The 13,642-nt window shown below is 60.8% G+C and carries 12 protein-coding genes; 10 read left to right on the top strand and 2 right to left on the bottom strand.

Annotated elements, in window-relative coordinates; translation table 11 throughout:
• Nucleotides 1-27 precede the first annotated feature (27 nt).
• Entirely contained in the window at nucleotides 28-1,407 is a 1,380-nt protein-coding gene (locus VW35_RS03775) for a class II 3-deoxy-7-phosphoheptulonate synthase (protein ID WP_046141749.1), read from the top strand.
• Between the two features lie 113 nt (nucleotides 1,408-1,520).
• The gene (locus VW35_RS20395) at nucleotides 1,521-3,437 is read left to right on the top strand and encodes a PAS domain-containing sensor histidine kinase (protein WP_052951471.1); all 1,917 of its coding nucleotides are present in this window, start codon (nucleotides 1,521-1,523) and stop codon (nucleotides 3,435-3,437) included.
• Nucleotides 3,438-3,439: 2 nt separating this feature from the next.
• Here VW35_RS20395 and VW35_RS03765 read toward each other — a convergent pair whose 3' ends face one another.
• Nucleotides 3,440-3,862, bottom strand: a complete 423-nt coding sequence (locus VW35_RS03765) for a response regulator (protein WP_046141593.1) — start codon at nucleotides 3,860-3,862, stop codon at nucleotides 3,440-3,442.
• Nucleotides 3,863-4,076: 214 nt separating this feature from the next.
• Here VW35_RS03765 and VW35_RS03760 point away from each other — a divergent pair, with 214 nt between their 5' ends.
• The 3 genes from VW35_RS03760 to gltX all read left to right on the top strand — a co-directional run bounded on the left by VW35_RS03760 (nucleotide 4,077) and on the right by gltX (nucleotide 8,142).
• A complete protein-coding gene (locus VW35_RS03760; RefSeq protein ID WP_046141592.1) occupies nucleotides 4,077-5,054 on the top strand; it encodes a hypothetical protein in 978 nt (325 codons plus the stop codon).
• 98 nt (nucleotides 5,055-5,152) lie between these two features.
• Nucleotides 5,153-6,820: an NAD+ synthase gene (locus VW35_RS03755; protein ID WP_083982385.1), complete on the top strand. Its 1,668-nt coding sequence runs from the start codon at nucleotides 5,153-5,155 to the stop codon at nucleotides 6,818-6,820.
• Complete coding sequence (gene gltX, locus VW35_RS03750; RefSeq protein ID WP_046141590.1) at nucleotides 6,817-8,142, top strand: glutamate--tRNA ligase; 1,326 nt, start codon at nucleotides 6,817-6,819, stop codon at nucleotides 8,140-8,142. The genes VW35_RS03755 and gltX overlap by 4 nt, the downstream gene beginning before the upstream one ends.
• Here the strand turns inward: gltX and VW35_RS03745 are convergent.
• Entirely contained in the window at nucleotides 8,087-9,235 is a 1,149-nt protein-coding gene (locus VW35_RS03745; RefSeq protein ID WP_152662463.1) for a DUF2865 domain-containing protein, read from the bottom strand. The genes gltX and VW35_RS03745 overlap by 56 nt on opposite strands.
• A gap of 139 nt (nucleotides 9,236-9,374) precedes the next feature.
• Here VW35_RS03745 and VW35_RS03740 point away from each other — a divergent pair, with 139 nt between their 5' ends.
• The 5 genes from VW35_RS03740 to VW35_RS03720 all read left to right on the top strand — a co-directional run bounded on the left by VW35_RS03740 (nucleotide 9,375) and on the right by VW35_RS03720 (nucleotide 13,633).
• Complete coding sequence (locus tag VW35_RS03740) at nucleotides 9,375-10,385, top strand: fumarylacetoacetate hydrolase family protein (RefSeq protein ID WP_046141588.1); 1,011 nt, start codon at nucleotides 9,375-9,377, stop codon at nucleotides 10,383-10,385.
• Between the two features lie 422 nt (nucleotides 10,386-10,807).
• Nucleotides 10,808-12,226 (top strand): cysteine--tRNA ligase, encoded by a 1,419-nt coding sequence (gene cysS, locus VW35_RS03735; RefSeq protein WP_046141587.1) that lies wholly within the window; start codon nucleotides 10,808-10,810, stop codon nucleotides 12,224-12,226.
• 81 nt (nucleotides 12,227-12,307) lie between these two features.
• Complete coding sequence (locus VW35_RS03730) at nucleotides 12,308-12,691, top strand: VOC family protein (protein WP_046141586.1); 384 nt, start codon at nucleotides 12,308-12,310, stop codon at nucleotides 12,689-12,691.
• A complete protein-coding gene (locus VW35_RS03725; RefSeq protein ID WP_046141585.1) occupies nucleotides 12,678-13,154 on the top strand; it encodes a GFA family protein in 477 nt (158 codons plus the stop codon). The genes VW35_RS03730 and VW35_RS03725 overlap by 14 nt, the downstream gene beginning before the upstream one ends.
• Entirely contained in the window at nucleotides 13,151-13,633 is a 483-nt protein-coding gene (locus VW35_RS03720; RefSeq protein ID WP_046141584.1) for a GFA family protein, read from the top strand. Before VW35_RS03725 ends, VW35_RS03720 begins: the two co-directional genes overlap by 4 nt.
• The last annotated feature ends 9 nt before the right edge of the window (nucleotides 13,634-13,642 follow it).

Here is a 13,642-nt window from a genome sequence, read left to right as displayed (position 1 = left end):
CGCAAGATGCCCCGCGTGAGCGAGATGATGATGACCACTTGGACCCCCAGCAGTTGGCGCGAGAAGCCTGTACTTCAGGTTCCCGCCTATCCCGATCCCGCTGCGCTGGCGGAAGCCGAACGTCAGCTCGCGACCTTTCCGCCGCTGGTCTTTGCAGGCGAGGCGCGTGAACTAAAATCCCGGCTTGCCGCCGTTGCCCGCGGCGAAGCCTTCCTGCTCCAGGGTGGCGATTGCGCGGAAAGCTTTGCCGAACACGGCGCGGATCACATTCGCGATTTCTTCCGCGTCTTCCTGCAGATGGCGGTGGTGCTGACCCACGGTGCCTCCAAGCCCGTCGTCAAGGTCGGCCGCGTCGCCGGCCAGTTCGCCAAGCCCCGGTCCGCCGATACCGAGACCATCGAAGGCGTCGAACTGCCCAGCTATCGCGGCGACATCATCAACGCCATCGAGTTCACCGAGGCCGCGCGCGTGCCAGATCCCGATCGCATGCTCCAGGCCTATCGCCAGTCCGCCGCAACGCTAAATCTCCTCCGCGCCTTTTCCATGGGCGGCTATGCCGAGCTGACGCGCATCCATGAATGGACTATGGGCTTTATGAAGGGGTCCAACTGGAACGTCCGCTTCGAGGAAGTCGCCCGCAAGATCGACGACGCCATCACCTTCATGTCCGCGCTCGGCCTTAACCCGGACAATACTCCGGCGCTCAAGCAAACAAGCCTCTATACGAGCCACGAAGCCCTGCTTCTCGGCTACGAGGAAGCGCTCACCCGCCGCGATTCCATCTCCAACAACTGGTATGCCACGTCCGGCCACATGCTCTGGATCGGCGACCGCACCCGCCAGCCCGATGGCGCCCATGTCGAATATTTTGCCGGCATTCACAATCCCATCGGCATCAAGTGCGGTCCGAGCCTGGCCAATGACGATCTCCTGCGTCTTCTCGATCGGCTCAACCCGACCGACGAAGCCGGCCGCATCACGCTGATCTCGCGCTTCGGCGCCGATAAGGTGCACGAGCATCTGCCGCGCCTTGTCGAAACCGTTCAGAAAGCCGGCCGCACCGTCGTCTGGTGCTGCGATCCGATGCACGGCAATACCATCAAGGCCTCAACCGGCTACAAGACCCGCCCCTTCGATCGCGTCCTCACCGAAGTGCGCAATTTCTTCGAAGTCCACCGCGAAATGGGCACCTACGCCGGCGGCGTCCACATCGAAATGACCGGCGACGATGTCACCGAATGCGTCGGTGGCCTTTCGGCGGTCACCGAAACGACGCTATCGGACCGCTACAACACCTATTGCGACCCGCGCCTCAATGCCAGTCAGGCGCTTGAGCTGGCGTTCCTCGTTGCCGAGGAAGTTCATTCCCAAAAGCCGCCGGCGCAGCGGCGGCTCGCCGGTGAATAGTCCGGAAGCCAAATGAACTGAATGGTTTGGCCGCGCGTTCTTTTCAAGCCGCGCGGCCTTTTCTTTGCCGGCATATCAGGCAAAGAATAGAGCTGCGTTTGAACGAGTAGGCAATGCCAACATCCCTGTTCCCCAATGCCACCCCAGAAGCGCGTGAACGGCTCGAGCAAGACCCGACGATCAAACTGCTCAATACCTTCGATTGGTCGAACAATCCCCTAGGCCCTATCCCGGGGTGGACCGAGAGCCTGAAATCGGCTGTGCGCACCATGATGGTCGCGACGACGCCAATGGCCATGCTGGTCGGCGAACGTGGTATTTTGCTCTATAATCAGGGTTATGCAGAATTTGCCGGCCCCCGGCATCCCGAAATCTTTGGCATGCCTGCGGAAGAAGCTTGGCCCGAGATTGCCGATTTCAACCGCGAGAACATCGATCGGGGCCTGCGCGGGGAGGGGCTCAGCCTTGTCGGCCAGCATCTGATGCTCAATCGACATGGCGAACTTGAGCCGGTCTGGCTCGATCTTCATTATAGCCCGCTGTTTGACGATGCCGCCGAGACCTTTGGTACTGTCTGTGTGGTCATCGATGTCACGACGCGCGTCCTTGCCGAACAGGCGCTGGCCCGCAGCGAAGAACGCATGTCCCTGGCCATTAACGGCACGGATCTGGTCGGCACCTGGGATTGGGATGTCGAGAATAATCGGGTGACCTCCGATGATCGTTTTGCCAAGCTCTTCAATCTCGACCCGTTGCGCGCTGGCCTCGGCGTGCCGATCGAAGATTTTCTCCAGGCTATCCATCCTGACGACGTGACGCGCGTCGGCGCGGAAATTCAGGCCGCCATTGTTGCTGGCACGCCCTATAAATCCGAATACCGACTGATCGGTCCCGATGGATCGATCAGTTGGGTCGTCGCCTCCGGTCGCCCGCGCGCGGGCGCCGATGGCAAGGTGCGGCGCTTCCCCGGCGTCGTCTTCGATGTCACCGAACAGCATCGCTATGCCGATGCTCTCGCCAAGAGCGAACTCGAATTCCGCACCTTGGCCGACACCATGCCGCAAATGATCTGGGCGACGCGGCCGGACGGCTATCACGATTACTACAATGCACGCTGGTACGAATTTACCGGCACCCCGCCCGGCACCACCGATGGCGCGGGCTGGAACGACATGTTCCACCCCGAAGACCAGGAGCGCGCCTGGCAAGCTTGGCGCCGCTCGCTCGAAACCGGCGAGCCTTATCAGATCGAATACCGGCTGCGTCACCATAGCGGCGAATATCGCTGGACGCTTGGCCGCGCGTTGCCTATTCGCGACCTTTCCGGTCAGATCGTGCGCTGGATCGGCACCTGCACCGATATCAACGAGTCAAAGCGCGCCGCTCAGGAGCGCGAACTCGTCGCGCAGGAATTGAGCCACCGCATCAAGAACATCTTTGCGGTGCTCACCGGCATTGTCTCGCTCTCGGCCCGCGGCCGTCCCGATATCAAGCCGTTCGCCGATCAACTTCGCCAACGCATCTTTGCGCTGGGCGAAGCCCATGATTTCGTCCGCCCGCAAAATTATCTCTCGCCCAATCCGGGAGGGCAGGGGAACCTCTCGGCACTCGTTGCCCGCCTGACCCGCGCCTATGACGGCGAGGATGGCAAGTCGCCCATCCGCTTCGAAGGCGACGACACGGCCATCGACGACGCCGCTGCAACCCCGCTTGCACTCATCTTCCACGAGCTTGCGACCAATGCCGCTAAATATGGTGCCTTGAGCAGGCCTGACGGCTGGATTAGCCTCACGGGACGCCTTGATGACGACCATTACCACCTGACCTGGAAGGAACATGGCGGTCCCGATATTGCCGAGGTCGAGTCACTCTCGGGCTTCGGCTCTAAACTGCTGGAACTGTCGGTGAGCGGTCAGATGCGGGGTGCAGTCGAACGCATTTGGGAAACCGATGGACTGCGGGTGGAACTGAGCTTGCCGCTGTCGTCCCTCAAACGCTCGAGTCGGCTGCAGCCGGCTCCGGCAGTATAGGATCAGGTCGCGAGCGAGCCGCCGGACCAGTCGAAAAGCCGCAACCGGCGCGGCGGCTTTGCATCGGCTTCAGCGCGTCGCGCAGCGGCAAATTCAACGATCTCGCGCAAGTCGCGTTCTGTTACGGGCTTGGAAACCACGCCGATCGTACCCGGTACGCCGCTTGCCACCTGCCCGGGATTGGCGGTGAGGAAGATGACGCTCACCCCGTGGGTCTGCGCCAGGATTTTTCCGATTTCGATGCCGGTTGGGCCATCGCGCAGGTTGAGGTCGACAAGCGCCAGCTCTGCCTCGCTTGCGTGACGTAGAGCGGCTTTCTTGTCTGCAGCGATCGCAACGGGCGAATGGCCCATCTCCGATACGATCTGCTCTATTTCGGTGGCTACGAATATCTCGTCTTCAACGATTAGGATGCGGCACGACATGAGTTGTCTTCTTGGATGCACTTCGATTCAACGGTTCCAACGCCTGACATCGGATGCGGTTGCACACGAGGCATGTATCGAACGTTGAGTTCAGCATGCGTCAGGGAAGTTACTAAAGGCACAATTTTGCCGAAACCGACTTAGTGGAACATTAACCCTAATCATTCACAACCGTAGCACGATCTTCAACCCTTAGTGTGATCGGGAGTGTGTGATGAAGCGTCTTGTCCGCGGGGCCGTCTCGATTCTGTCGATTGCCGTCGCGCATCCCGCAATATCTGCTGATTACTTTGGTGATCTGCGGCCGTCTTATCCCGAAGAGTGGCAACCGGAAGAAACCGACCCGCTTCGCATAGAACTGGGCGTCCGTTACTGGTATTCGATCGGCCAGCAAAAGCATTCGGTCGGTGCCTACCGCGAAACGATCGATAGCAAGTCTCACGTCGGGGAAGCCTTCGGCCGTGTCCTTGACCATGAGACGCGCTCTTATGTCGAAGCCTTCGGTGGTTATGGCATCGCCCATGAAGGATCATACTCCGTCAACGGCGGTCCCTCTACCGCGCTTCCCGCAGCGCGTCTCGGTTATGTCGGCCTCGACTTTGGATGGTTGCCCCTCGGCACTGAAAATGCGGGCTTCGGCCTAGTAACCGGATATTTATACAGCAACGACTCCCCCGATACCGGGCGCGCCAGTTTCGCCACCGGTGGCACCGCCTTCAATGGTGTCGATTACCAGCTCAGCGGCTTTGACAGCGAAATAAACAATTTCGACATCCATTCCTTCAAGCTCGGCCTTGGTGCACAAGTCGATATGGGCGGGTTCGACATTTCGGGTGAAGCAACAGCCATTCCCTATTCCTGGGTCAACGGCACCTATGGCGCGGTCCAGGCCTCGTCCGTTGGGCCTTATGATTCACAGGCTTCGTCCGTGAAGATCAACGGCCACGGCTATGGTGCAAGCGGCAAGCTGATGGTTGGCTTCAAGCCCACTGAGAACCTGGCCATCCGCGTTGGCGGCCGTGCGTCGTACCTTACTGGTCAGTATGATGCGACATGGGACGAGGTTCGCGTCATTCAGCCGACACCGCCCTCAACGACGCCTTCCGTTGCACGTCAAACCTATATCGTAGACAACAACCCATTCTCCATGCTGCGCTACGGCGCCCTGCTTGAGATTGCCGGCAGCTTCTAAGCCATGGCCGCGCTTGCTCTCGAAAGGGCCAGAGGCTAAGTCTTGCCCGCGTTCGGCCGCGGGCCGGGCGGTTCGCCCCTTTCGATCAGGCAATTTCCGTGACCGACCAGCTCAGAATAGCGCTCGCCCAGCTCAACCCAAAGGTGGGGGATCTGGAAGGCAACCTCGCCCTGGCGCTTCAGGCACTATCCGATGCCGCCGCCGCCAACGCCGATATTCTGCTGCTCTCCGAGCTTTTCCTCACCGGCTATTTTCCGGACGATCTGCTGTTCAAGTCGCAATTTGTCGCCGATGCCATGCATGCGGCGCGCGCGCTCGTTGCCGAAACGCGAAACAGTGACGTCGTCCTCATCCTGCCTACCATCTGGCAGGACCAGACGGGTCTCCATAATGCCGTAGTCGTCGCTGAGCGAGGTGAAATCCTCGCCTTGCGCCTCAAGCGCGAACTGCCGAATACCGACGTCTTTTTCGAGAAACGCTATTTCGCCCCTGGTCCTTTGCCCATGCCGGTAACGATCAAGGGCGTCTCGGTCGGCATCCCGATCTGCGAGGACATCTGGCACCCCTGGGTCTGCGAACATCTCGTGCGCGAAGGCGCCGAAATCCTCCTTTGCCCCAATGGCTCGCCCTATTGGACCGACAAGCAGCACATCCGCAAGGAGCTGGTCCGCAAGCACGCGACCGACCATGGCGTGCCCTTGCTCTATCTCAACCAGGTCGGCGGTCAGGATGAGCTGGTATTCGATGGCGCCTCCTTCGCCATAGAGCCGGGCGATCGCCTCGTCATTCAGGGCAAGAGTTTCGAGAGCGATTTCATCCTCTCCGATTGGCAGCGCGGTGACGATGGCTGGACCTGTACGGAAGGCCGGGTCGAAACCCTGCCATCGACGGACGAAGCGCCATGGCGCGCCGCCGTTCTGGGTCTTCGCGATTACGTTCATAAAAACGGTTTCGAGCACGTCGTCCTCGGCCTTTCAGGCGGCATCGACAGCGCCGTCGTCGCCGCCATAGCCGTCGATGCTTTCGGACCCGAAAAAGTCCATTGCATCATGCTGCCCTATCGCTATACCTCGGAAGACAGCCTTCGCGATGCCAAGGATTGCGCTGCCCGCCTCGGCGTTCGCTACGATGTCGTCGCCATCGGTGATCCCGTCGACGGCGCGCTCCGCGAACTCCAGCCCATTTTCAATAATCGTCCCCCCGATCTTGCCGAAGAAAACATCCAGTCGCGTATGCGCGGCACCATCCTGATGGCCGTTTCCAACAAATTGGGCTCCATGCTGCTGACCACAGGCAACAAGAGCGAAATGGGCGTCGGCTACGCCACTATCTATGGCGACATGAACGGCGGCTATAATCCGCTCAAGGACATGTTCAAGATGGACGTCTATGCCCTGGCCGATTGGCGCAACAAGCATATGCCCGGCGATTGCTTGGGCCCCGGCGGCGAAGTCATTCCGCAGTCCATCATCGATAAGGCTCCCAGCGCCGAACTCCGTCCCGATCAGAAGGATCAGGACAGCCTGCCGCCCTATCCGGTGCTCGATGATATCCTGCGCTCGATTGTCGAAAACGAGATGAGCCTTGGCCAAGTCGTCGAGCGCGGACACGAGCCGGCGCTGGTCAAGCGCATCGAGCGTCTCCTCAATATCGCCGAACACAAGCGCCGCCAGTCTGCACCCGGCCCGAAGCTGACGCCGCGCGCCTTCGGCCTTGGCCGCAAATATCCCATCACCAATGGCTATAAGGACCAGACCGTAGGATGACCGTTGTTCGCTGGGCCCCGTCTCCCACGGGCCGCATCCATCTCGGCAATGCCCGACCGGCGCTGCTCAACTGGTTCTTCGCCCGCCGCACCGGCGGTCGCTACATTCTGCGCATGGACGACACGGATCTCGCGCGCTCGACCCGCGAATTTGCTGATGGCATCGAGGTCGATCTCGCCTGGCTCGGCGTCACACCCGATCTTCTCGTCCGCCAGTCCGAACGCACCGCGCTTTATGACGCCGCGCGCGACAAGCTCATCGCCTCCGGCCGCCTCTACCCGGCTTACGAAACTGAAGACGAACTCGATCGCAAGCGCGCCCGCGCCCGTCTCCTCGGCAAGCCCCCGATCTATGATCGCGCCGCGCTTGGCCTGACCGACGAACAGAAGGCCGCTTACGAAGCCGAAGGCAGAAAGCCCCACTGGCGCTTCAAACTCGATGGACGCCCGGTCCATTTCAACGATCTCATCAAGGGTCCGCAGACGGTCAACACCGCTTCGATGTCCGATCCCGTGCTGATCCGCGCCGATGGTTCCTATCTCTATACGCTGCCCTCCGTCGTCGATGACATCGATCTTGAAGTGACCCACGTCATCCGCGGCGAGGATCACGTCTCCAACACTGGTACCCAGATCGAGATCATCGAAGCGCTCGGCGGTGCGGTTCCCACATTTGCCCACCACAATCTGCTCACCGACGCGGCGGGGCAGGGCTTTTCCAAGCGCCTCGGCTCTCAGTCCATCTCCGATTTCCGGAATGAGGGTTATGAGCCGCTCGCGGTTGCCGTAATGGCAACGTTAACCGGCACAAGCTTACCCATTGAGCCCTATAAAAACCTCGATGCGATCGCTGAAAAACTCGATTTCTCGATGATTTCGCACGGCGCGGCCCGCTTCGACCCGGTCGAACTCGATAGCCTCAACGCCCGCCTTCTCCATGCCATGCCCTACGAAGAAGCCTTCCCGCGCCTCTCGTCCATGGGCCTCGAAGGCGAAGCGATCTGGAACCTATTGCGCGAAAATCTCGTGCGTTTTCAAGATATTGCCGAGTGGTCGAAGCTCGTAACCGGGCCCATCGAACCGGTCATTGCCGAGGAAGATCGCGAATTCCTCGCCCTCGCCAAAGCCATGCTGCCGGCTGAGCCATGGGACGAAACCACCTGGTCCACCTGGACAAACGCCCTCAAAGGCGCCACCGGCCGCAAAGGCAAGGCGCTCTTTCTGCCGCTACGCATGGCGCTCACCGGCCGCCACGATGGCCCCGAGCTTAAGAGCCTGCTTGTCCTGCTTGGGCGTAAGGCGTGTCTGGACCGACTACCCTGACGGTTTTGTCGCCGAACTTGACGATCCGCAGTGCCGCTTCCGTCGTCTGAGCCGCCGTGGGCCGCGCCGCGACCTCTCCAGGGCCGGTCGGCCGGGGGCGGGGCAGGGGAACATCGACCAGCGCAACGGTCGCAACAGCCTGAACCGGCTCTGCCGCCTGGACAGGCGCGATGCCGCGCGGATCGCGGATGGGCAGGGGAATGCTCATGCCATTGATATCGAGCGTCGCCCGGCTTGCCCCATCGGCGCTGGCCGTCATCTTAATCGCGCCATTCGACTGCGGCGCAACCTTGCAGCTGGCCGACCGATCGAACTGATTGCGATAGGCAAATGCCGTCGGCAGCGACGTATAGGGCGACCCCGACATGTTTCGCATCTGCTCGGGCTCTTGTCCGGGATTGTCATAGAAATAGAGATCGACCGCCGTGTTGGGGCATTCGGCCTGACATTGCATCGCGTCGTTGCCGACATATTCGGGCAGCGTTGAATAGCTGATCGGCCAGAAGTATCCGTCAGAAAGACGCACACACACCGTGCGGACGGTACTGTAGCCCTGGTTTCCCCAGTAGTCGCCACCGTCGATGAAATCGCCATTGGTGAAATCGCCTTCGGACGTCGAGCCGAAGACACGATCGAACACCGACTGCCGATCCTGGCTGAAATTGGCGTTCGAGCCGGCATTGCAGCCGAAGCGCGCCATTTCCTGGAGGATAGCCTCGCGCTGCTGCGCCACGGCATTGCCGGTATCGACCGATTGGGACACCTTGGCATAGTCGTCGCGCAGGCGAAGCACCACGCGCGCGATCTGCTGGCATTGCGGTGTCAGCTGTTGCCCGGCCTTGGCCGCATCGTTGCAGCCTTCCCGGATATACTGGCTTTCCGCATTCTGCACATCGCGCTGCAATTGACGCGCCGCGCCGGAATTGTCCTGCATCTGGCTGAAGTCGCCATTGCGGTTGAATTGCCGGAGCGCATTTTCAAGCTGGCGGCATTGTGTCGATTGCGCATAGACCGCTTGCGCATCGAGCGAAAACATCAATGCTGCCAAAAGCAGCAAGATAGGCACGCGGAGGCCGTTAAATTTAGATATCACGAATCGGTCCTGTTCGTCGGCCGCAACCTGTGGCCGTCTGTCGCCTTAAGACATCGTCAGGGCGCATGGCAACAATATAGCAATCAAAGCCTCGTTCCATAGCGCGACCGGGCAACACCATGAGGGAGATCGTCGGCCTATGAAACTTGCCACGCTGCGCGCGAGCCGGCCCGATGGGCAATTGGTGGTCGTTTCGAGCGATCTGACTCGCTTCGTTTCCGCCGGAAGGATCGCCCCGACCCTGCAGGCGGCGCTCGATGATTGGGATCGGCTCAAGCCCGCCCTTGCCGAATTATCGAAGGATCTCGACAAGGGCGCCATCGCCGGCCAGACCTTCGAACCTTCTGCCGCGCTCGCCCCGCTCCCTCGCGCGTTCCAGTGGATCGATGGCTCGGGCTATATGAGCCACCTTGAACGCGTGCGCTCGCTCAAGGGCAGCAAGGACGCCGAGCTGCAGTCGATCCGCCCCCTGCTTTACCAGGGTGGGTCCGATTCTTTATCGGCAGCGTCCGACCCCATCCTCATTCCGGACGAAGATTTGGCGCTCGATTTCGAGGTGGAAGTCGCCATTATCATCGGGCACGTGCCCATGCGCCCCAGCCGTGCCCAGGCGGCCGCCGCCATCCGCCTCGTAACCATTTGCAATGACGTGTCTCTGCGCCGCCTGGTGGCCGATGATCTGCAAAATGGCTTCGGTTTTTTCCATTCCAAACCGTCCACGGCCTTTGCCCCGGTCGTCGTCACGCCCGATAGCCTCGGCGAGCACTGGCGCGACAATCGCCTCCATCTGCCGGTTCGCGTCGAGGTCAACGGCACCCTCTATGGCCGGCCCAATGCCGGCGTCGACGTGCATTTCGATTTCATCGATCTCATCGTCGAAGCCGCGCGCACCCGCCAGCTCGGCGCCGGCACCATCATCGGCTCCGGCACCATCGCCAATCATCACGATGAGACCCTGCCTATTCGCGAAGATGGTATCGGCTTTGCCTGCATTGCCGAGGCAAGGACCGCCGAAAAGGTCAAGTTCGGCAAGGCGCGCACGCCGTTTCTCAAGCCGGGCGATCGTCTTCGCATGGCGGCTTTGGCCGGTGGCCGGTCGGTTTTTGGCGATATCCAGCAAACTGTGGTCGCCCTCGCGTCGCGAACCTGATCCGGTCACATTCCCGTGTTGACATTGGGCATGCCACCTCGGCGTGCCACTCTCATCTGTGGAGTGGTAGGCCTTCCGCGTCTCCGGCCGTTCGTTTTGATCGGTCGCGTGGCCTGGGCCTCGACAGTTTCGGAGCTGTCCACGAACAGGGGCAGAAATCTCCAAAAAGATCATCCTCCCTGGATGATGTTCGCCTCCAAAGCGAAATGGGCGGCCTTCGGGCCGCCCTCTTTTCTTTTGTCTCTTGATTTATTTGGCCCGCCCGGCCAATCTTACCGTCATGAAGACCAAGTGCACCATTATCGTCTGCATTATTACCTGCTAACCCAAGCGTTGGCGGAGCAGTCTTCTTCATCCAAAATTTCCGGAAGATAGAGGCTCACGCCAGAGCACAGTACTGTCTGGCCAATAGGGACCTCTTGATGACCACGGCAAAGCCGCAGATCAGCCTCTACAACACGCTCACCCGCACCAAGGCGCCTTTCGAGCCCATGGATGCGAGCAATGTGCGCATGTATGTCTGCGGTCCCACGGTCTATGACTTTGCCCATATCGGCAATGCCCGGCCCGTCATCGTCTTCGACGTGCTGTTCCGCCTCCTGCGCCACGTTTATGGCGAGAGCCATGTAACCTATGTGCGCAACATCACCGACGTCGACGATAAGATCAACGCCCGCGCCCTGCGCGATTTTCCGGACCTGCCGCTCAACGACGCCATCCGAAAAGTCACCGAAAAAACCGAGAGCCAGTTCTTGGCCGACGTGAAGGCTCTGGGTACGCTGCCGCCCACACACCAGCCCCGCGCAACGGAAAACATCGCCGGGATGCAAACCCTCATCTCCGCGCTGATCGACAAGAACCACGCCTATAACGCCAATGGCGAGGTGCTTTTCCGCACCCGCTCGATGGAAGATTATGGCCAGCTTTCGGGCCGCAATCTCGAGGACAATCTTGCCGGCGCCCGCGTCGCCGTCGATGCGCACAAGGAAGACCCGGCCGATTTCGTCCTCTGGAAGCTGTCTTCCGAAAACGAACCCGGCTGGGACAGCCCATGGGGCCGCGGCCGCCCCGGCTGGCATATCGAATGCTCCGCCATGTCCGAGCGTTATCTCGGCAAAACCTTCGACATTCATGGCGGCGGGCTCGATCTGATCTTCCCGCACCACGAAAATGAAATCGCCCAATCCCGTTGCGCCCACGGCACCCACGCCATGGCCAATGTCTGGATGCATAATGGCTTCCTCCAGGTCGAAGGACAGAAAATGTCCAAGAGCCTGGGGAATTTCGTCACCATCAATGAACTCCTCGAAACCGGCGCCATGGGCGGCCGCGCCTGGATCGGCGAAGTCCTGCGCCTCGCCATGCTGATGACGCACTATCGCGAGCCCATCGACTTCACGGTCAAACGCCTCGAAGAAGCCGAAGCTAAGCTCCGCGACTGGCAGCGTGCCGCCCGCGGCGCGGTTCTGTCTGAGGGCGACGAGCCCGACTCCTCGGTGATTGCTGAACTGGCCGACGACCTCAACTTCCATCGCGCCAGCGTGGCTCTCGACTTCATCGCCAAGAAAGCCAACCGGGAAGAAGGCAACGCCAAACATTGCCTCGCCGCCACCCTCAAATTCCTCGGCTTCACCCTCGATAGCCTTCTCGACTCTAATGACGGCTGGGAAGCCCCGGCCCACATCGCCAACGCCATAGCCGAGCGCCTAGCCGCCCTCAACGCCAAGGATTTTGCGAAGGCCGACGCCATCCGCAACGAACTGGCAGAGCAGGGCGTGGCCTTGCTCGACTACAAGGATGAGAATGGCCAGCGGGCGACCAAGTGGGAAGTGAAGCGGTGATTGTGTGTTTCGCCGCCATGCTGACACCGCCTGTCACCACCCACCCGTCTTCGTGCCCTCCTCACCAAAGGAGCCTCCCCAATGCTTGATCACGTCGGAATTCTCGTCGCAGACTGGACCAAATCCCGCGCTTTCTACGACGCTGCCTTCGCCCCCCTCGGCTACACGATGCTTGCAGAAGTTCCCGAGCAGTTCACTGGCGGCGTCAAGGTCGGTGGCTATGGCAAAGGCCATCCCGATTTCTGGCTGACCGAAGCCAAGGACACCGGCCCCGGCCGCCATTATGCCTTCGTCGCCGAAACCCGCGCTGCCGTCGATGCCTTCTATGCCGCCGCCATGGCTGCTGGCGGCCGCGACAATGGCGGCCCCGGCCTTCGTCCGCACTATAGCGAAAACTACTATGCCGCCTTCGTTTTCGATCCGGACGGCAACAACATCGAGATGGTCTGTCATGCCCCCCGGTGAGGCCCATACCGGTGGCTGTCAGTGTGGCGCGGTGCGTTTCCGCGTCACGCGCCTCGGCCGTCCCTCGATCTGCCATTGCCGCATGTGCCAGAAGGCATTTGGTGGCTTCTTCGGTCCGCTGGTCACCGCCCACAACGCGACTTGGACCCGTGGCGAACCGAAATGGTTCCAGAGCTCCAACGCTGCTCGCCGCGCTTTCTGCGGCGAGTGCGGCACCCCGCTCGCCTATGAAACCCGCTTCGGCCTCGAACTCGCCATCGGCGCATTCGACGACCCTACCGTCGCGGCACCCGAAATCCAGGTCAATCCGCACGACAAACTGCCGTTTTTCGATACGCTGACCAGCCTTCCGGTTCGCAACGAAGTCAGCGACGAATGGCGGGATTTTCTGTCCGGTATCCACTCCAACCAGCACCCCGACCACGACACCGCCGATTGGCCGCCGAAGGAAGAGCCGAAATGACTGAAACCTGGTCCGGCGGCTGCCAATGCGGCGCCGTGCGCTATCGCTTCACCGCAAAGCCGCGGGGCGCCCATATCTGCCACTGCCGCATGTGCCAAAAGGCATTCGGCGCCTTCTACGCGCCGCTGGTCGGCGGCCCGCTTGACACCTTTGAAGTGACACGCGGCACAATCGCTCTCTTCCGCTCTTCCGAGCCCGTAGAGCGTGGCTTTTGTCGCGATTGTGGCACACCACTGAGCTTTGCCCATGTCGGCGGTACCTGGATGAGCGTTTCCATCGGCTCGCTCGATCACCCCGAAGCCTTTCCGCCCGAGGATCAGCACGGCACCAATAGCCGCATTTCCTGGGTCAATGATCTCGGCCATTTGCCCGATGTTGCGCCCATCGAGGAACGCGCGCCCGAAAGTGCTGCCGCAATCGCAACCTCCAACCACCAACACCCCGACCACGACACGGCCACCTGGCCACCAAAAGCCTAAAAACACCAG

Source organism: Devosia soli (genome assembly GCF_000970455.1).
Lineage (GTDB): Bacteria > Pseudomonadota > Alphaproteobacteria > Rhizobiales > Devosiaceae > Devosia > Devosia soli.
This window is presented reverse-complemented; position numbering and strand designations above follow the sequence as displayed.